Below are 19,557 nucleotides of genomic sequence, written 5' to 3' on the forward strand. Positions count from 1 at the left end.
GATTGCAGTAAAGTTCTGCCTGGTGAGTTCAGTTTTCAGATAATACTAGGAAATGAGAATAATCTGAACGCAAGAATCGGCTATGTGTGCGCTTGCTATCAAAGTTGGTAGTTATTTACAACATGGCTCTTGTTAAACATCGATCTAGAAAAAAGCCGGGTGGCGCTAGCGCTTACCCGGCGTACATTTTGCCCACGCAGGCCCAGTAAACGTAGGGCCCCCGGTATTCACATTACACGCCGATATTACGCAGTTTTTCCCCGGCCATCAGTTTGCGTTCAATATGTTCCAGCGTCACACCTTTGGTTTCCGGAATCAGCCAGAAGGTCACGCCAATAAACGCCACGTTCAGCACCGTGTAGAGCCAGAAGGTTCCCGCAGCGCCAATGGCATCCAGCAGCGTCAGGAAGGTCGCACCAATGATCATGTTCGACAACCAGTTGGTGGTGGTGGAACAGGTGATCCCAAAGTCACGGCATTTGAGCGGCTGAATTTCGGAGCACAGGATCCACACCACTGGTGCGGCGCTCATCGCGTAACCGGCAATACACATCATGGTCATCCCGACAGAAAGCCAGGAAAGACCGCTTGAGGCCGTGCCGTTATCAAACTGCATCAGGCAGTAGCCGAGGATCAGCGTACCGAGAGCCATCACGCTAAAGCCAATTTTCAGCGCCGGTTTACGCCCGGCTTTATCGACGGTGAATACCGCAATAAAAGTGGCGAACATAAAGGTGAGCCCCACCACCAGCGTGGCAATCATCTGCTGCTCAGTGGTGGTAAAACCGGCCATTTTGAAGATGCGTGGCGCGTAGTACATGATGATGTTCATCCCGGTGAACTGCTGCATCGCCTGCAGCAACATGCCGAGGAACACCGCGCGGCGCACGTTGCGGTTGATCTTAAACAGCGCCCAGCCCCCCTGCTTCAGCTTCAGGCTTTCGCGGATTTCGTTCAGCTCTTCACGCGCTTTTTCAGAAGTATCGCGCAGCATCCGCAGCACCTCTTCCGCCTCGACGTGACGCCCTTTTTGCGCCAGCCAGCGCGGGCTATTGGGCAGGAAGATCACTAGTACAATCAGCACCACCGCAGGCAACGCCAGCACGCCGAGCATGGCGCGCCAGTTGCCGCTGTAGCTGAAGTACGTATCGGACAGGAACGCCAGCACGATGCCCAGCGTCACCATCAGCTGATACATACTGATCATCCTGCCGCGCACATTCTCACTTGCCATCTCAGAGAGATAAAGCGGTGCCGTGTAGGAGGCGATCCCCACTGCCACGCCGAGCAGCACGCGGGAAAGCAGCAGCACCTCTACGTTGGTCGCAAATGCAGAGCCAATCGACCCCGCAACAAACAGGACGGCGCCGACCATCAGGCTGTATTTGCGCCCGAGGCGGAACGAAAGCCAGCCGTTAAACAGCGCACCGATAGCCGCACCAAGCATCATGCTGCTCACCACCCACTCCTGCAGGCGATTACTCAACGTAAAATGATCGGTAATAAACGGCAGCGCCCCGGCGATGACGCCGATATCCAGGCCGAACAGCAAACCCGCTACAGCTGCCGCAATGGAGACAAACTGGTTCATGCGTCGGGTATCGCGCAGCGCAGCGGGCATCAGGGTAGAGTCATTGATAGATGTCATATTTTTCCTGCCTCAACAGCAAAATTTGTTAAGTGAAATTACGAGAAAGCGCGGAAAAGTGTCAGGCTGGAATTCGCGAAGATATGGATGATTTCGCTATGGCATAGCGATCTGTGATGGACATTACAATTTCAACTAATCCTGAATAATCACAATATTTTACTAATGCGTTAATTTTTCAGGAATAAAAGTGTGATAGCGGTCATTTATCATTTTTCAGTATGGATTTTTCGTGTTTATCGATATGGATTTTGACAATTTTTAAGCAAAAAAAAACCTCCGCTGAAGGGCAGAGGTTTTTGTCAGAAGCGGGGTTATCGCGCCAGCCAGCCGCCATCCACCGCAATGGTATAACCATTGATGTAGTCCGAGGCTGAGGAGGCCAGAAACACAACCGGCCCCATCAGGTCACTCGGCAGACCCCAGCGCCCGGCCGGGATACGCTCCAGAATGGCCGCACTGCGTTCTTCGTCCGCCCGCAGCTGCTGGGTGTTATTGGTGGCCATGTAGCCCGGGGCAATCGCGTTGACGTTGATATTGTGCTGCGCCCACTCGTTCGCCAGCAGACGGGTCACGCCCATCACCGCGCTTTTTGACGCCGTATAAGACGGCACGCGGATGCCGCCCTGGAAGGAGAGCATCGAGGCGATGTTAATGATCTTGCCGCCTTTTCCCTGCGCGATGAAGTGCTTTGCCGCCGCCTGAGACATAAAGAATACGCTCTTAATATTCAGGTTCATGACGTCGTCCCAGTCAGTCTCGCTGAAATTAATCGCGTCTTCACGACGGATCAGACCCGCGTTGTTGACCAGAATATCAATATGGCCCCATTCCGCCACCGCGCGCTCAAGCAGTTGCGGAATGCCGTCAATTTTACGCAGGTCGGCGGTAAGGCTAAGAAAACGACGCCCCAGCGCAGTCACGCGCTCAATCGTTTCTGTGGGTTCAACGATATTAATCCCGACGATGTCACAACCCGCTTCCGCCAGACCTAACGCCATCCCCTGACCCAGGCCAGTGTCGCAACCGGAAACCACCGCCACTTTGCCCTGCAGAGAAAATGCATCCAGAATCATGTTAGTTCCTTACTCTTCAGCGCCTGTCACCAACAGGCAGATTGATACTTAACTGCCCGCGACTAGCGCAGATCCTTAACAGCAACGTGGTCCATGTCATCGAAGACCTGGTTTTCGCCGACCATACCCCAGATGAAGGTATAGGCTTTGGTCCCTACGCCAGAGTGAATAGACCAGCTTGGTGAAATCACCGCCTGCTCGTTATGCATGACGATATGGCGCGTCTCCTGCGGCTGCCCCATCATGTGGAACACGCAGGCATCGTCGTCCATGTTGAAGTAGAAGTAGACTTCCATGCGGCGTTCATGGGTATGGCACGGCATGGTATTCCACAGGTTGCCCGGAGCCAGTTCAGTCAGCCCCATGCTGAGCTGGCAGGTTTCCAGCACATCCGGAACGAAATATTTATTGATGGTGCGACGGTTGCTGGTGAGGTTATCGCCCAGCGTTACGGGCGCTGCGTCCTCAGGCGTCACTTTTTTTGTCGGGTATGAGGTATGCGCAGGGGCGCAGTTATAGTAAAACTTCGCGGGATTACCGCCGTCGATGCTGGCAAAGACCACCTCTTTCGCCCCTTTACCGACGTACAGCGCATCGCGGTGACCAATCTCGAAGCACTGGCCGTCCACGGTAATCGTGCCCGGCCCGCCGATATTAATCACCCCCAGCTCACGACGCTCCAGAAAATAGCTCACGCCCAGCTGTTTACCCACTTCCCCGCCCACGGAGACGGTTTTTGCCACCGGCATAATGCCGCCGACAATAATGCGGTCGATATGGCTGTAGACCATGGTGTACTTGTCGGCCTCGAACACCTGCTCAACTAAAAACTCACTGCGCAGCCCCTGCGTATCCAGCGTTTTGGCGTGCGCACTGTGAATGCTTTGTCTGACGTCCACGGTAACCTCCAGATGTGGTCATGCCCAAAAGAAGAAAATAAACGAAACAACGTTCCGTTTTCATGATGAACACATACTATCGGCATAAAATAGGCTTTTCAATTAAATTCAAAACAACGTTTCATTTTTTATTTTGTTTATAACGAAAATGACACCCGGATCACGGTTAAGAGGTATGGGAATGAAGGGAGGATAAAAAACCTCCCGGAGGAGGTTTCATTAATCAGGAAAGATTAGCGTTCGATGGCCAGCGCCACCCCTTGCCCGCCGCCTATACAGAGCGTTGCTATCCCTTTGCGGGCATTGCGTTTTTTCATTTCGTGGACCAGTGAAACCAGTATCCGGCAACCGGACGCCCCGATAGGGTGACCCAGCGCAATGGCCCCACCGTTTACGTTGACCCGCAGCGGATCCCACTCCAGCATTTTGCCGACCGAGATCGCCTGCGCGGCAAACGCTTCGTTCACTTCAATCAGATCCACATCGGAGAGTTGCCACCCTGCGCGATCCAGACAGCGACGGGTAGCGTAGACGGGTGCGATCCCCATCAGTGCCGGATCAACACCCACGCTGGCAAACGCCTTGATGCGGGCCAGGACAGGGAGATCCAGCTCCAGGGCTTTACTTTCACTCATCATCATAACGGCTGCGGCGCCGTCGTTAATGGAAGAGGCATTGCCCGCCGTGACCGAGCCCTGGGTTTCAAACGCAGGATTGAGTCTTGCCAGGCCTTCAGCACTGGCGTCAGTGCGCGGCTGTTCGTCAGTATCCACGACAACCACCTCGCCGTTCTGACGCTGCGTACTGACCGGGACAATCTCGTCGCGAAAACGACCAGAATCAATCGCAGCACGCGCCTTTTGCTGGGAACTGAGCGCGTAAGCATCCTGCAATTCACGGCTGATGCCGTACTCGCGCGCCAGGTTTTCCGCCGTCACGCCCATATGATAGTCATTGAACGCATCCCACAGCCCGTCATGCACCAGGCTGTCGAGCAACTGACTGTTACCTAACTGCGCGCCGGTACGACTGTCGGTGAGAACGTGCGGCGCACGGCTCATATTCTCTTGTCCGCCAGCAATAACCACATCCGCTTCACCGCATTGAATGGCTTGCGTAGCGAGATGAAGCGCTTTGAGTCCTGAACCACAGACGTCGTTGATGGTGATGGCGGATACGGTGTTGGGCAGACCGCCTTTCAGGGCCGCCTGGCGCGCAGGGTTTTGCCCGGCTCCGGCAGTGAGAACCTGCCCCAGGATCACCTCATCAATTTCATGTGCGGCGACCCCGCTACGTTCCACCAGCGCTTTGACCACCACGCTGCCCAGGTCAACCGCCGAGTGACGCGCGAGCGCTCCCTGAAAACAGCCGATAGCTGTACGCAACGCACCCACTATGACGACATCTTTCATCACGACCTCTGTGTTAAATGACATGACGATAGTAGAGGATTGTTACTGGCAATTATCTTAATTGTTTAAAAATAGTGAGTTTAATCACAAGGATTAACGGACATCCTGCAGATACTGCCGCAGCCAGCTTCCGGCAACGCCGGGAGGGGATCGTTTATTCCACAGCAGATCGATGCCGATCGCCCTTGGCCAGCCAGGCACATTGAGCTGAACCAGGGATTTCGCGGCGGCAAATTCATCCACCAGCGCGCACGGCAACACGCACCAGCCGAATCCCTGCACTGCCATACTCAAGAGTAACAGGTAATTCGGTGCTGACCAGACGGGCCCTCGCGCAATTTCAGCCTCGCGTTCCAGGTAGGTGCTAAGCCGCAGTTCGCGCCAGCCGTGCAGCTCGTCACTCTGCACTTCGGGTTGGCCCGCCAGGGGATGCGTAGTCGCAACATAAATTGCCATACGGGTCTGCATCGGCAGGCGGGTAACGCCAATATCGGTGGGGTAACTGTCCCGCGCTTCCGTCAGCCCCACCTGCGCTCGCGCCTTTTGCAGCAGATCGATCACATCCTCTTCCTCGCCAATCAGACATTCGAACGCCGTATGGGGAAAGCGAGCGTCAAACTGCTTCATCATCTCTTCCAGCACGTCCGGGTTCAGGGTATCGGAAAGGACAAATGTCAGACGCGCCTCCGTTTGTGCCGTTAGCGACACCGCCAGTTGATCCAGCCGCGTGCTGGCGGCAAGGATGGCCTGCACATAACCCAGCACCTGTTCACCCTGAGCCGTTAACACCGGCTGGCGTGCCGAGCGGTCAAACAGCTCAAAACCAAGATCGGCTTCAAGATGGGCAATGGAGGTGCTGATCGTCGACTGACTTTTACGCAGCCGGCGTGCGGCGGCAGAGAAAGAGCCAGCCGCAACGGCCTCAACAAACGCGGTAAGGGCTTCAGGTGAATAGCGCATAACCTATCTACTTTATCGATGGATACCATCTTTAATATATCAGCTTTAACGATAAAAATAGGCCACATCACCGCCCATACCGGCGAATTAACGAGGTCTACACTATGCAACATCAGGATGCACTCCAACGTAAACTGCCGGAGCGGATCTTCCATGCTGTCTGTTTCGAAGGGATTGCCACGGCGATCCTCGCCCCTACGGCCGCGTGGCTCATGCAGCGCTCCGTAGTGGAAATGGGGGGATTGACCGTTATTCTGGCCACTACCGCCATGCTCTGGAACATTATTTATAACTTCGGTTTCGACCGTTTCTGGCCAGTCCAGCGGGTAACACGCACGGCAAAAGTGCGTGCGCTGCACGCCCTGGGGTTCGAATGTGGGTTTATTGTGATTGGCGTGTCGATTGTCGCTGCCGTGCTGGGCGTCACCTTGCTTCAGGCATTCACACTGGAAATAGGTTTCTTCCTGTTCTTCCTGCCCTACACCATGTTCTATAACTGGGCATACGATAACCTGCGTGAAAAATTCCTTAAGCGTCGCCAGCAACGACGCGCCCTGGCAGGCTAAATGCTCTCTGGCCGGACGCCTGTTCCGGCCAAACGCCAACGAAGCAACTGCGCTCTACGAGCATAACTATGGTAAATTGCACGCCATTCTGATGGTTTGATAGTTGAAACGTTGCTCTAATGTCGAAAATTTGGTCAAAAGATGAGACTCTCTGGAGTTTCGCTCTCTATGGCACGGCCGTGGGCGCAGGAACGCTGTTCTTGCCCATTCAGCTGGGCTCTGCAGGCGCTATTGTTCTGTTTATTACCGCCCTTGTGGCCTACCCGTTAACCTACTGGCCGCATCGCGCGCTGGCGCAATTTATTCTCTCTTCAAAAACAAAAGGCAATGAAGGGATCACCGGCGCCGTCTCGCACTATTACGGCAAGAAGATTGGCAATCTGATCACCACACTCTATTTCATCGCCTTCTTTGTTGTAGTGCAGATTTACGCGGTGGCCATCACCAACTCGTTAACCGAGCAACTGGCAAAACACCTGACGGTGGATACCGCCGTGCGCGTGCTGGTCAGTTTAGGTGTGGTGCTGGTGCTGAATCTGATCTTCCTGATGGGACGGCATATCACGATAAAGGTGATGGGCTTCCTGGTATTCCCGCTGATTGCCTACTTCCTGTTTGTCTCGATCTACCTGACCGGGAGCTGGCAACCCTCGCTACTTACCAGCCAGATGGCCGTTGATCGCCATACGCTGCATCAGGTATGGATTTCCATTCCGGTGATGGTGTTTGCCTTCAGCCATACCCCGATTATCTCGACATTTGCCGTGGATCGTCGCGAGAAGTTTGCTGACGCCGCCATGGATAAATGCAAGAAGATCATGAAGGTGGCGTACCTGATTATCTGCCTGAGCGTGCTGTTCTTTGTCTTCAGCTGCCTGCTCTCGATTCCGCCGTCCTACATTGTGGCCGCCAAAGAGCAAGGGGTAACCATCCTGTCAGCACTGTCGATGATGCCCTCTTCTCCCGCATGGCTCGGCATTTCCGGGATAATCGTGGCGATTGTTGCGATGTCGAAATCGTTCCTCGGCACCTATTTTGGGGTCATTGAAGGGGCGACGGAGATCGTGAAGTCGTCGCTCAATCAGGTGGGTGTGAAAAAGAGCCGCGCCTTTAACCGCGCGATTTCCATTATGGGTGTGTCGTTAATTACCTTCGCGGTCTGCTGCATCAACCCGAACGCGATTTCGATGATTTACGCCATCAGCGGCCCGCTTATCGCCATGATTTTGTTTATCATGCCGACGCTGTCGACGTACCTGATCCCTTCGCTGAAGCCTTACCGCTCCCCTGGCAGCCTGCTGACGCTGATCGTCGGCGTGCTGTGCGTGTCGGTGATGTTTGTTGGCTAATGTTCCTGCCATACATTGTGCCGGGTAGCGCTGCGCTTACCCGGCCTACATTCCTACAGAGAATCACGCCCGGATATCGTCATATTCCCGCGTATTATCAAACTCATGTTTCGCAAACGGACACAGCGGAATAATTTTACGGTTCTCACCGCGCATCTTCTCGACCACTTTCGCCACCAGCTGTTTGCCAACGCCCTGCCCTTTCAGGCTCGGATCGACATCAGTATGCTCAATAATGCTCAGGTGCTCGCCGGTCGGCACGAAGACAATCTCCGCCACCTGATTTCCGTCTGCATCATTCACGTAAAACTTGTTATGGCCTTCCAGAATATCCATGGTTCCTCGCTTATTTTTGGCGATACTTCAGCGCACCGCTCGGGCAGGTATCAATTACGCGTACAACCGTTTCGACGTCCACTTCATCAGGAATAATCCACGGTTTACGTTTCAGATTAAACAGCTTTGCGCTCCCACGCACGCAGTTACCTGAGTGTTTGCAGATCCCGGTGTTGAAGTACACGTCAATTTTCTCGCCGGTATAGGCCCGGTAACCCGCATCCAGTAGTTCTTTATCCATGACATTGCCTCTGTAATTATTCTCGTGCTGAATGAAGCATAGCCTTACGGGATCCCGATGGCTATCACGCTGAAAACGAAAAGCCAGCTCACAACTCTTTTCTTACCGGATTGCGTCCACTATTTGCACATGTCAGGCTCCATAAATATCCCCTTTTCCAAGGCTAGCGCGGGTTGAATGAAACGCAGATTCTCTTTTCAGGTAAAGCTGTTTTTAGCGCTGGTGTGCTTCTCCTGCCTGCTGTTAGTGCTGCTGGGTACGATCCTGTTTCATTTTATTGACCGGCAGCTCCATCACGATCTCGGCCAGCGCGCCCGGGTTCAGGCCAGTGAGATTGCGCTGATGCCGGGTCTGGCTGAAAAGGTGGCGGCCAGAGATATCCCCGGCATCGCCCGGTTAATTCAGCCGCTGCGTGCCGAAAGTGACGCCAGCTATATTGTGATTGGCGATACCCACGAGCAGCATCTTTATCATTCGGAATCACCGGAGCGCATTAATTTACCGATGATCGGCGGTGATAATGCCGAAGTACTCAAGGGCAAAACCATTATTTCCGTGCGTCAGGGCGGGATTGGGGTTTCGCTGCGCAGCAAAGCGCCCATCTTCAATGCACAGCATCAGGTGATTGGCATTGTCTCGGTCGGCTATCTGACTTCGTATATCGCCAACATTAACACCCGCATTCTCTGGCAGGCCGGTTTATACGGGATTGCCCTTCTGCTGCTGCTGTTTATTTTCTCCTGGCTGTTTACCCGCAACCTTAAAAAACAGATGTTCAGACTTGAGCCGAAAGATATTGCCCAGCTGGTTTTGCAGCAAAGGGCGCTGTTAGAAGCCATGTATGAAGGGGTATTTGCCGTCAATGAAGAGAAGCAGCTGATTTTAATTAACCGCGCGGCACGAGAAATGCTGGATATTCATCGGAGTGAAAAAGATCTTATCGGCAAGCCGCTGGACGAGGTTCTGCAAACCTCGCCGGGGTTTTTAACACAGCGCTACGCCTCGGTGAGCAGCGGCCGCCACGACGAGATTGCGGTACTTAACCAGCGCGAGGTCATCGTCAACCGCGTGGCGATTGAGGTCGAGCCCGGCGTTGAAAGCGGCTGGGTATACAGCTTTCGCGACAAAAACGACATTAATACCCTCAGCAGCCAGCTCAGCCAGATCAAACGCTATGCCGACAACCTGCGCATTATGCGCCACGAACAGCTGAACTGGACCGCGACGCTGGTGGGGTTGTTGCAGATGAAACACTATGACGAAGCGATCCGCTATATCCAGGTGCAGTCGGAAGGAGCACAGCGCGTGCTGGACTTCGTGTCGGCCCATTTTGCCTCTCCGGCCTTATGCGGGCTGCTGCTCGGGAAATATGTCAGCGCACGGGAAAAAGGGGTTGAGCTACAGTTTGATCCCGCATGCCAGCTCACCCGCATGCCGTCCCGCCTCAGTGAAACGGAGCTGATGTCCATTATTGGTAATTTGCTGGATAACGCCGTGGATGCGACCCTCACCGCACCGGTCCCCGCGCCGGTAGAACTCTATATTTCCGATCGCAACCAGGAGCTGCTGATTGAGGTGGCCGACCGGGGCTGCGGGGTGGATGATGCGCTGAAGCCGCATATCTTTCGACAGGGATTCAGCAGCAAGCCGGACAGTGAAAACGACATTGTGGGTACCGAGCACGGTATCGGCCTGTTTCTGGTGGCAGGCTATATCAACAAAGCGGGCGGCAGCATTGAGATTGCCGACAATACGCCGCAGGGCACGATTTTCTCTGTATTTATTCCGAATGGGCTAAAGCATGACCCAAGCACTTGATGTTGTGATCGTTGAGGATGAGCCGCACCTGGCGGAGCTGCATCGCGAGTATATTGAGCAGAACTTTCATCTGCACGTGGTGGGCATCGCCGCGTCGATTGAGCAGGCATGCAGCCTGATTCGCCAGCATCAGCCGCGGCTTATTCTGCTGGATAACTATCTCCCGGACGGCAAAGGCGTGGAGTTAATCGACACTCCCCTGTTGAAAAGCTATGAGTGCTCGGTGATTTTCATCACCGCCGCCAGCGATATGCAGACCTGCAGCCATGCCATGCGCAGCGGCGCGTTTGATTACCTGATTAAACCGGTCTTTTTCCAGCGCCTGCACGCCTCGCTGGAGCGTTTTATGCGCTTCATCCACACCGTGCAGCAGGTAAAAGTCGTTGACCAGCATGCGCTGGATCGCCTGTTTAACCTGCCTGCTGCGGAATCCCCGCACACGCCGTCGACGAAGGGCATTGAGCCTCAGACCCTGGAGCGGATCAAACGGCTGTTCGCCGATCGTCCCGACAGCGCAATGTCGGTGGAGGAGGTCGTGGAAAACGTCGGGGTCAGCAAAACCACGGGGCGTCGCTATCTTGAATACTGCGTGGAGAGTGGGTTAATCAGCGTCGAAATGCTGTACGGCAATATCGGTCATCCCAGAAGGCTATACCGTAAAGCCCCCGATAAAACGTAATCCGCGAACATTAGCCAGCAAACGTTCGCGGATTCTATGGTGTTAATTGCTGAAACGACGGTGACAATCACACTTCGGAATCATCGCCCGCTTCCCCCTATTGTGGGTGGAGGCCGATAGGCTATGTTGACAATTAGTTCCTCAAATGTAACTAAAAGGTTAACTATAATGTCGAACACATTCCGAATTTCTCTGATTACCGCTACCGTCCTGTTCTCCGCTTCTGCGCTGTCTGCCCTGCCGCAGGGCTATCCGGCTGAGTATCAAAAGGTTGTCGATGCCGCCACGAAAGAGGGCAAAGTTGTCATCTACTCCACCACCGACACCAAAGCCGCCGGGCCGCTGATCGAAGGCTTCGAAAAAACGTATCCAGGCATCAAAGTTGAATATAACGACATGAACAGCACGGAACTGTACAACCGTTTTATCAGCGAACAGGCCTCCGGTGGCGGTAGCGGTGATGTGGTCTGGAGCTCGTCCATGGACACCGGACTGAAGCTCGCCGCTGACTACGCTATGGAGTATAAATCGCCGGAGCAGAGCCAGCTGCCGAAATGGGCGGTCTGGAAAGATAAGGCGTACGGCACCACCTATGAGCCAGTGGTCTTTATCTACAACAAACGCCTGATCCCGGCCGGTGACGTGCCGGATTCACACGCCGCGCTGGCGAAGCTGATTGCCAGCCAGACGGATAAATTCAAGAGTAAAGTCACCACCTATGACATTGAGAAATCAGGTCTTGGTTTTATGCTCTCAGTGCAGGATCACAAGGCCGATCCAAATTACTTTAAAACCCTGGCCGACGTTGCCAAAGGTGGCTTAGCGGTGCAGTCGTCTACCGGCACCATGATGGAGAGGGTCTCCTCCGGTGAAAACCTGATCGGCTTCAATATCCTTGGTTCTTACGCTGAAGCGCGTGCGAAGAACGACCCGTCGCTCGGCATATCCTATCCAAAAGATTACACCCTCGTGCTGTCGCGCGTGTCGTTCATCAGCCAGCAGGCGCAAAACAGCAATGCGGCAAAACTGTGGCTGGACTATGTGCTGTCTGAAAAAGGCCAAAGCATCCTGGCAAATCAGGCGGACATTCCATCCATTCGTAACGATATCGAAGGCAAAAACGATATCGACGGCCTGACCAAAATCCTCGGCACTGCGCTGAAGCCGATCCCGGTTGATGAATCGCTGCTGGAGTATCTGCAACCGAAGAAACGCCTGGAGTACATCAAAGAGTGGCGTGCAGCCGCCGCCAAATAAGCGTCCTGGCGCGGCGGCGTGCGCCGTCGCGCGTCTGTTCATCTGACTGAGTTCATTTTTCTGGGCTGCAACACCAGGGATACCCCATGAATACATTACGCAGAAAGTGGCAAAGCCTGCCGCGCGGTATTGTCGTGTTGATAACCGCCCTGGTTATCTATACGCCACTGTCGTTTATCGTGATACAGAGCTTCCTGTCCGCTCCGTTCTTTTCCCCGGCAAAAGAGTGGAGCCTTGAATCATTTGGTTTTATCTTCACCGACCCTGATTTCTACAAGGCCCTGAGAAGCGGCTTTCTTCTCGCGTTCGGGCTGGTCATCATTGCCATTCCGCTGGGTGGCGTGCTGGCGTTTCTGATGGTGCGTACCGATCTGCCAGGCCGACGCCTGATCGAACCGCTGATCCTGGTCCCGATTTTCGTTTCACCGATGGTGCTGGGTTTTGGCTACGTGGTGGCAGCCGGTCCGGTGGGCTTCCTGTCCCTGTGGGCACAGGCGCTGATCGGCTTTGTGCCGTGGAACATCTATGACATGTCGAGCATCGTGGTCATTGCCGGCCTGACGCATGTTCCGCATGCCTATCTCTATATTTCCTCCGCGCTGCGTAGCGTGGGCTCCGATGTGGAAGAAGCCGCGCGCACCGCGGGCGCCTCTCCGCTACAGGTGATGACCTCCGTCAGCCTGCCGATGGTGCGGCCATCCATCCTGTACGCCATCGTGCTGCTGTTCTTCCTCGGGCTGGAAGTGTTTGGTCTGATGCTGGTACTTGGCGATCCGGAAGGCAACATGGTGCTGGCGACCTATCTGTACCAGCTGACGAACAAGCTCGGAACGCCTTCCTATCATCTGATGGCGGCGGTCGCCGTGGTGCTGATTTGCATCACTATCCCGCTGGTCATGCTCCAGCGTCGCCTGATGCGCACCGCCAACCGCTTTGTCACCATGAAAGGGAAAGCCTCTCAGGCTCGCGCGTTACCACTGGGTAAATGGCGCTGGGTGGCCGGGGCGGTGGTCGCCTTCTGGCTGACTGTCACCATCGGTGTTCCCCTGCTTGGCGTGGTGCTGCGCGCGTTCATCTCCAACTGGGGGGTGGGCGTTTCACTGTGGGATGAGCTTTCGCTGAGTACCTTTCGCACCATCTGGGCGCAGCCTAACCTGCTGCGCGCCATCGTCAACTCGATGTCGATTGGCGTGATTGGCGGCGCACTGGCCGTCGCGTGCTACCTGTTTGTTGGTATTGCCATGCACCGTAAACCGGACAACACCACGCGGTTCCTGGATTACAGCGTGCTGGTGCCGCGCGCCGTGCCGGGATTGCTGGCGGGTCTGGCCTTTTTGTGGGTGTTTCTCTTCCTGCCGATGTGGCTGGATAACGCCCTGAAATCCGGCTGGCTTTCCGGATTCGTCTGGACCGACTGGATGCGCGAAAACGTCATCGTCTGGCTGCGCTCGCTGCGCAGCACCATTTTCAGCGTCTGGCTGGCTTATACCGTGGTGTGGATGGCTTACGGACTGAGGCTCATCTCTTCCACGCTGTTGCAGGTGGGGCCGGAGCTTGAAGAGGCGGCGCGCAGCACCGGCGCGACGCGCGGCCAGATCACCCGCCATGTCACCATTCCGCTCTCCCGCTACGGGCTTATCGGCTCATGGCTGCTGATGTTCCTGATCTTTGAGCGCGAATATTCAACCGGTGTGTACCTGCTCTCCCCCGGCACGGAAACCATCGGCTCGATGCTGGTTTCCCTGTGGGCCGCGGGTGCGATTGATATCGTGGCGGCGCTCTCTTTCATTAATATCCTGCTGGTCGTGGTAGGTCTGGGCATTGCCCTTCGTTTCGGAGTGAAATTACATGATTGAATTAGCGGTTGACGATCTGCACTTAACCTACGGCGACAATCCTGTTTTAAAAGGGGTCTCCATGAACCTGAAACGCGGCGAAGTGGTCTCCCTGCTGGGCCCTTCCGGCAGCGGCAAAACCACCCTGCTGCGCGCCGTCGCGGGTCTGGAAAAACCGACCCAGGGGTCGATTGTCATTGGCCAAAATAAAGTTTATGACGGTACGCCGCGCAGCGAGGTTCCGGCGGAGGAGCGTAACCTGGGGCTGGTGTTCCAGTCCTACGCCTTGTGGCCGCACAAAACCGTATTTGAAAACGTGGCCTATCCGCTCAAGTTGCGTAAAGTCCCGGCTAAAGAGATCCAGCAGCGCGTACAGGATGTGCTGGACCAGCTGGGTCTCGGCCATCTTGGTAAACGTCATCCGCACCAGCTCTCCGGCGGGCAGCAGCAGCGCGTGGCGATTGGCCGGGCGCTGGTCTATAACCCGCCGGTGATTTTGCTGGACGAGCCGCTGTCCAACCTCGACGCCAAACTGCGCGAAGAGGCCCGCGTATTTCTGCGCGAGCTGATCATTAAGCTCGGGTTATCCGCGCTGATGGTGACGCACGACCAGAACGAAGCGATGTCGATTTCTGACCGCATCCTGCTGCTCAACAACGGTAAAATTGAGCAACAGGGTACACCGCAGGAGATGTACGGTTCGCCGAAAACGCTTTTTACGGCCGAGTTTATGGGCAGTAATAACCGCCTGCATGGCAAAATCACCGAAGTACGCGACGGCAAAGCACGCATTGAAGGAAAAGACTGGGTGCTCTGGGGCCAGGCGGGTGAAGGGGTGCAGAGCGGTAATGAGGCTACGGCGGTGATCCGCGTCGAGCGCGTGGCGGTTGTCGAGGGGCCGGGGGAAAATCAACTTGCGCTGCCGCTCCTCACCAGCATGTATCTTGGCGACCGCTGGGAGTACCTGTTCCGCACGGCGGGGGATGATTATGTGATCCGCGCTTACGGGAATGAGCTTCGCGACCCGCAGCATTGTCATCTATCGCTGCCAGAGAAGCATGTCTGGATATTCCCGAAAAACTAGAGAAATCGGCCTGCCATTCAGTGGCTAAACGGGATGGCAGGCCGACACTCAAAGCGCGAATGCGCTCCTCCATACTTATTTCAATCGTTTACCTGTTTCATCAACGACCTTCTCGCCGTCTTCCTTCGCGAAAGCCGCTTTCTGCGCATCCGGAAGAATATCCAGAACCACTTCTGAAGGACGGCACAGTTTGGTTCCCAGCGGCGTCACGACAATAGGCCGGTTAATCAGGATCGGATGCTGCAGCATAAAGTCGATTAACCGATCGTCAGTAAACTTATCTTCCGCCAGCCCCAGTTCTTCATAAGGCTCGACATTTTTACGCAGCAGTGCCCGTACCGTGATCCCCATATCTGCAATGAGTTTGACCAGTTCATCGCGAGACGGCGGATTCTCCAGGTAATGAATGACGGTCGGCTCATTTCCGCTGTTGCGGATCATCTCCAGCGTATTACGGGACGTACCGCAGGCCGGGTTGTGATAAATAGTGATGTTGCTCATAACAGTATCTCATTACAAAGTGAAAGAGAGACGTAGCGCCAGCGCGGCCAGCGTTACAAATAGCACAGGCAGAGTCATAACGATCCCGGTGCGGAAATAATATCCCCAGGTAATCGTCATGTTCTTCTGTGAAAGGACATGCAGCCAGAGCAGCGTTGCCAGGCTCCCAATAGGGGTGATTTTTGGCCCCAGGTCGCAGCCAATCACGTTGGCGTAGATCATCGCCTCTTTGATAACACCGGTTGCGGTGCTGCCATCAATAGAGAGCGCACCAACCAGCACGGTCGGCATGTTATTCATGATGGAGGACAGGAAAGCCGTCAGGAAACCGGTACCCAGCGTCGCGGCCCACAGTCCTTTATCCGCCAGCACGTTCAGCACACCTGAAAGGTATTCGGTAAGCCCGGCGTTGCGCAGACCGTAGACCACCAGGTACATCCCCAGCGAGAAGATGACGATCTGCCAGGGTGCGCCATGCAGCACTTTGCCCGTGTTAATGGCATGGCCGCGTTTCGCCACAGCAAACAGGATGACGGCCCCCACCGCCGCAATCGCGCTCACCGGAATACCGAGCGGCTCAAGGACGAAAAAACCTACCAGCAACAGAATTAAAACGACCCAGCCGGTACGAAACGTCGCCGGATCTTTAATCGCTTTTGCCGGTGTCTTAAGAAGAGACAGCTCGTAAGTCGGCGGGATATCTTTGCGAAAGAACAGATGCAGCATCACCAGCGTGGCGACAATGGCTGCAATATCGACCGGAACCATCACCAACGCGTATTCGGTGAACCTCAGACCGAAGAAGTCTGCCGAAACAATATTCACCAGGTTCGACACGATAAGCGGCAGGCTGGCGGTATCGGCAATAAACCCGGCGGCCATCACGAATGCCAGCGTGGTGCCTTTGCTGAACCCTAATGCCAGCAGCATGGCAATCACGATCGGTGTCAGAATAAGAGCAGCACCGTCGTTGGCAAACAGTGCAGCCACCGCTGCGCCGAGCAGAACGATATAGGTAAAGAGCAAACGGCCCCGACCGTTTCCCCAACGCGAAACATGCAGCGCTGCCCATTCGAAAAAGCCGGATTCATCAAGCAACAGGCTAATAATAATGACGGCAATAAACGTTGCCGTCGCGTTCCAGACGATATTCCACACCACCGGAATATCGCCTAAATGCACAACGCCTGAAATTAAAGCCAGGGCTGCGCCCAGCGTCGCGCTCCAGCCAATTCCCACCCCCTTCGGCTGCCAGATAACCAAAACAAGGGTCAGGACAAAAATAGCGCCTGCCAGTAACATAAAACCTCCTGACAGGGCGGCTCTGCCGCCCTGTATTAACCAATAAATTAGCGCATCAACGCTCTGAGCTTTTCGATACCGGCAGGCTCTGACGCCAGTAACGGAACAAGCGCTATACGGTCAGCATGCTGATGCTTAACCGCCTCAATCTGCGGCAATTCCTGCCGGGCGCGCTGGCAAAGCAATGGAGAACGCGTATCCGCAATAGAAAGGCTGTTATTGATAATCCAGCCCCACGGATGAATCCCCGCGCGTTCAAGATCGGCCTGCAAATTCGCTGCCTCCAGCACTGGAGTGGTTTCCGGAAGCGTAACCAGCAGCACCTTGGTTCGCTCCGGGTCCTGAAGCTGCATCATCGGGGTAGTAAAATGGCCTTTGTCGCCCATTTTTTTGGCAATTTCGCGGTGATAAGCCCCGGTTGCATCCAGCAGCAACAGCGTATGCCCCGTGGGAGCCGTATCCATCACCACAAACCGCTTACCTGCTTCGCGGATCACGCGGGAAAATGCCTGGAAGACGGCGATCTCTTCAGTACAGGGGGAACGTAAATCTTCTTCCAGTAGCCGTTTCCCTGCTTCGTCCAGACCTTTTCCCTTCGTCTCAAGGACATGCCGGCGATAGCGTTCGGTTTCCTCGTGTGGGTTGATCCGGCTGACCTGCAGGTTATTCAGGCTGCCATTTAGCGTTGTGCTGAGATGTGCGGCGGGATCGGAGGTGGTGAGATGGACATCAAACCCCCTGTCTGCCAGCCTGACGGCGACAGCAGCCGCCATCGTGGTTTTACCCACGCCACCTTTGCCCATCAGCATAATCAGGCCGTGTTCGTTACGGGCGATATCCTCGACCAGGCCAGAGAGCGTTGCGTTTTCAGGCGTATCCAGGGCGTTCGTTGCAGGGAGCGGTAATGCCTCAGAACGGCTGTCCAGCAGGCCCTTTAATGCCGACACGCCAACCATGTTGACGGGTTGCAGTAATAAGGTATCTGTCGGCAGCCCGGATAAACCGGCAGGAAGATTTGCCAGTGCCTCTTGCTCCCGTTGCCATATCGCAGCAGCCAGTGCGTCATGTTCCGCTTCGGCTGCCGGCAAAACGCCATTAATCACCAGATACTGGTTTTTCAGGCCGATCGCCGCCAGTTCTTCATGAGTGCGGGCGACTTCCTGCAAAGTGGATTTCTGCAGTCGTGCAACCAGAACCAGACGGGTACGCGCAGGATCGGATAACGCCTCTACCGCGTGTGCGTACTGCTCACGCTGTTTTTCCAGCCCGGCCATCGGGCCGAGACAGGAAGCACCGTCCGGGTTACTTTCAATGAAGTTACTCCATGCACCGGGAAGCTGGAGCAAGCGGATAGTGTGGCCCGTCGGCGCTGTATCAAAAATGATGTGATCGAAGCGGGTCAGCAGGGAAGCGTCTGTCAATAAACCGGTGAACTCATCGAACGCCGCAATCTCAGTCGTACAGGCGCCGGAAAGCTGCTCGCTGATGCTGTTAACGACGTCATCAGGCAAAAGCCCCTTAACAGGATCAACGATTCTGGCGCGATACTGCTGGGCAGCTTCCTGTGGGTCAATCTCCAGAGCGGAAAGCCCGGGAACGGCATGAACAGAGTGGATCGTGTTACCGATAGTTTGATCAAAGACCTGGCCGACATTGGAAGCGGGATCGGTACTCACCAGCAATACCCGCTTACCCCGTCCCGCCAGGCGGATAGCCGTCGCGCAGGAAATGGAGGTTTTGCCCACACCGCCCTTTCCGGTAAAAAACAGGTAAGGCGGGATATTCTGTAAGAATTTCATATGTCCTCCCGACATACTCAGCAACAGGAAGTCTTCCCACCACAGCAGCCGGTGGACGCTAAGCCCACTTTTTCCAGCGGGATCCCAAACCAGCGAGCCAGCTCAGCGCGTTTTGGATATCGCCCGGCCATTACCGTTTCACCGTCCAGCAACAGCAGCGGAAGCCCTTCTGCTCCCGAGGCTTCCAGGAAGGCTTTCGCTTTTTCGTTCTGAACGAAGCTCATGGGCTGCTGCGCCAGGTTGTAACGTTCCACCTGTACGCCACGTCCTTTCAACCACTGCACATCCGCAGAAAAATCAACCAGAACCTGATCGACATCTGAACCACATACGCCGGTACTGCAGCACAATGCCGGGTCAAACACCGTTAACGTTTTCATTCTGAACACCTCACATTTGAAAAATCATATATGTTCAGGCAAATTTTTTTAGAGACAAATAGCCTTACCGCTACCAGAGCAATTTGCCGTTGCCAGCTTACGGGCGATGGCCTGTACGTCGTCCTGCTGGCTTAACCAGGCTTGCTCAATCACCTGAGCAGCCCATGACGGAATATGCGGGGAAAGACGATAGTGAACCCACTTGCCCTGCTTACGATCCTGCAATAGCCCACTTTCCCTTAGCATTGCCAGATGACGGGAAATCTTGGGCTGCGACTGATCCAGTGCCGTGCAGAGATCGCATACGCACAACTCTCCCATCTCTCTGAGCAGCAGTACGATGCCCAGACGGGTTTCATCGGAGAGGTATTTGAAGAGTTGTAAGGATGTTAGTGACATCAAACCTCCTGAGTAT

The 19,557-nt window shown here is 54.9% G+C and carries 19 protein-coding genes; 7 read left to right on the top strand and 12 right to left on the bottom strand.

Annotation, left to right across the window (positions count from 1 at the left end):
- Positions 1 to 232: 232 nt before the first annotated feature.
- From araE to L3068_RS18535, 5 genes are all read right to left on the bottom strand, one after another.
- Positions 233 to 1,648, bottom strand: coding sequence for an arabinose-proton symporter AraE (gene araE / locus L3068_RS18515; RefSeq protein WP_117581034.1), 1,416 nt, complete (start codon positions 1,646 to 1,648; stop codon positions 233 to 235).
- A gap of 314 nt (positions 1,649 to 1,962) precedes the next feature.
- Positions 1,963 to 2,724, bottom strand: a complete 762-nt coding sequence (gene kduD / locus L3068_RS18520) for a 2-dehydro-3-deoxy-D-gluconate 5-dehydrogenase KduD (RefSeq protein ID WP_014885097.1) — start codon at positions 2,722 to 2,724, stop codon at positions 1,963 to 1,965.
- 62 nt (positions 2,725 to 2,786) lie between these two features.
- Positions 2,787 to 3,623 (bottom strand): 5-dehydro-4-deoxy-D-glucuronate isomerase, encoded by an 837-nt coding sequence (kduI, locus tag L3068_RS18525; RefSeq protein ID WP_117581036.1) that lies wholly within the window; start codon positions 3,621 to 3,623, stop codon positions 2,787 to 2,789.
- A 233-nt stretch (positions 3,624 to 3,856) separates the two neighbouring features.
- Positions 3,857 to 5,035: an acetyl-CoA C-acetyltransferase gene (locus L3068_RS18530; protein ID WP_014885099.1), complete on the bottom strand. Its 1,179-nt coding sequence runs from the start codon at positions 5,033 to 5,035 to the stop codon at positions 3,857 to 3,859.
- 93 nt (positions 5,036 to 5,128) lie between these two features.
- Positions 5,129 to 5,995 carry a LysR family transcriptional regulator gene (locus L3068_RS18535; RefSeq protein ID WP_117581038.1) on the bottom strand — a complete coding sequence of 289 codons (867 nt, stop codon included), beginning with the start codon at positions 5,993 to 5,995 and terminating at the stop codon, positions 5,129 to 5,131.
- A 104-nt stretch (positions 5,996 to 6,099) separates the two neighbouring features.
- Here L3068_RS18535 and L3068_RS18540 point away from each other — a divergent pair, with 104 nt between their 5' ends.
- Together L3068_RS18540 and L3068_RS18545 are read left to right on the top strand one after the other, a co-directional pair.
- The gene (locus L3068_RS18540) at positions 6,100 to 6,561 is read left to right on the top strand and encodes a multidrug/biocide efflux PACE transporter (RefSeq protein WP_032635641.1); all 462 of its coding nucleotides are present in this window, start codon (positions 6,100 to 6,102) and stop codon (positions 6,559 to 6,561) included.
- 119 nt (positions 6,562 to 6,680) lie between these two features.
- Positions 6,681 to 7,910, top strand: coding sequence for an amino acid permease (locus tag L3068_RS18545; protein ID WP_032635639.1), 1,230 nt, complete (start codon positions 6,681 to 6,683; stop codon positions 7,908 to 7,910).
- 63 nt (positions 7,911 to 7,973) lie between these two features.
- Here L3068_RS18545 and L3068_RS18550 read toward each other — a convergent pair whose 3' ends face one another.
- Together L3068_RS18550 and yjdI are read right to left on the bottom strand one after the other, a co-directional pair.
- The gene (locus L3068_RS18550) at positions 7,974 to 8,246 is read right to left on the bottom strand and encodes a GNAT family N-acetyltransferase (protein WP_014071634.1); all 273 of its coding nucleotides are present in this window, start codon (positions 8,244 to 8,246) and stop codon (positions 7,974 to 7,976) included.
- 10 nt (positions 8,247 to 8,256) lie between these two features.
- On the bottom strand, positions 8,257 to 8,487 hold the full coding sequence (gene yjdI, locus L3068_RS18555; RefSeq protein ID WP_008499689.1) for a 4Fe-4S mono-cluster protein YjdI: 231 nt from the start codon (positions 8,485 to 8,487) through the stop codon (positions 8,257 to 8,259).
- A gap of 177 nt (positions 8,488 to 8,664) precedes the next feature.
- Between yjdI and L3068_RS18560 the strand changes: the two genes are divergently transcribed.
- From L3068_RS18560 to L3068_RS18580, 5 genes are all read left to right on the top strand, one after another.
- Entirely contained in the window at positions 8,665 to 10,305 is a 1,641-nt protein-coding gene (locus L3068_RS18560) for an ATP-binding protein (protein ID WP_117581039.1), read from the top strand.
- The gene (locus L3068_RS18565) at positions 10,289 to 10,984 is read left to right on the top strand and encodes a response regulator (RefSeq protein WP_014885104.1); all 696 of its coding nucleotides are present in this window, start codon (positions 10,289 to 10,291) and stop codon (positions 10,982 to 10,984) included. The genes L3068_RS18560 and L3068_RS18565 overlap by 17 nt, the downstream gene beginning before the upstream one ends.
- A 168-nt stretch (positions 10,985 to 11,152) precedes the next feature.
- A complete protein-coding gene (locus L3068_RS18570) occupies positions 11,153 to 12,241 on the top strand; it encodes an ABC transporter substrate-binding protein (RefSeq protein ID WP_045269584.1) in 1,089 nt (362 codons plus the stop codon).
- An 86-nt stretch (positions 12,242 to 12,327) separates the two neighbouring features.
- Entirely contained in the window at positions 12,328 to 14,097 is a 1,770-nt protein-coding gene (locus L3068_RS18575; RefSeq protein ID WP_023331232.1) for an ABC transporter permease, read from the top strand.
- Entirely contained in the window at positions 14,090 to 15,160 is a 1,071-nt protein-coding gene (locus tag L3068_RS18580) for an ABC transporter ATP-binding protein (protein WP_045134115.1), read from the top strand. The genes L3068_RS18575 and L3068_RS18580 overlap by 8 nt, the downstream gene beginning before the upstream one ends.
- Positions 15,161 to 15,235: 75 nt before the next feature.
- Here L3068_RS18580 and arsC read toward each other — a convergent pair whose 3' ends face one another.
- From arsC to arsR, 5 genes are read right to left on the bottom strand one after another with little or no spacing between them, the layout of a single operon-like run.
- The gene (arsC, locus tag L3068_RS18585) at positions 15,236 to 15,661 is read right to left on the bottom strand and encodes a glutaredoxin-dependent arsenate reductase (protein ID WP_014885108.1); all 426 of its coding nucleotides are present in this window, start codon (positions 15,659 to 15,661) and stop codon (positions 15,236 to 15,238) included.
- Positions 15,662 to 15,673: 12 nt separating this feature from the next.
- Positions 15,674 to 16,963 (bottom strand): arsenite efflux transporter membrane subunit ArsB, encoded by a 1,290-nt coding sequence (arsB, locus tag L3068_RS18590; RefSeq protein WP_117581041.1) that lies wholly within the window; start codon positions 16,961 to 16,963, stop codon positions 15,674 to 15,676.
- A gap of 47 nt (positions 16,964 to 17,010) precedes the next feature.
- The gene (arsA, locus tag L3068_RS18595; protein ID WP_117581043.1) at positions 17,011 to 18,762 is read right to left on the bottom strand and encodes an arsenite efflux transporter ATPase subunit ArsA; all 1,752 of its coding nucleotides are present in this window, start codon (positions 18,760 to 18,762) and stop codon (positions 17,011 to 17,013) included.
- Between the two features lie 17 nt (positions 18,763 to 18,779).
- Positions 18,780 to 19,142, bottom strand: a complete 363-nt coding sequence (arsD, locus tag L3068_RS18600; protein ID WP_063861937.1) for an arsenite efflux transporter metallochaperone ArsD — start codon at positions 19,140 to 19,142, stop codon at positions 18,780 to 18,782.
- Between the two features lie 48 nt (positions 19,143 to 19,190).
- On the bottom strand, positions 19,191 to 19,541 hold the full coding sequence (arsR, locus tag L3068_RS18605) for an As(III)-sensing metalloregulatory transcriptional repressor ArsR (RefSeq protein ID WP_014885112.1): 351 nt from the start codon (positions 19,539 to 19,541) through the stop codon (positions 19,191 to 19,193).
- Positions 19,542 to 19,557: the final 16 nt, after the last annotated feature.

This window comes from Enterobacter cloacae complex sp. ECL414 (assembly GCF_021869685.1).
GTDB classification, from domain to species: Bacteria; Pseudomonadota; Gammaproteobacteria; order Enterobacterales; family Enterobacteriaceae; genus Enterobacter; species Enterobacter kobei.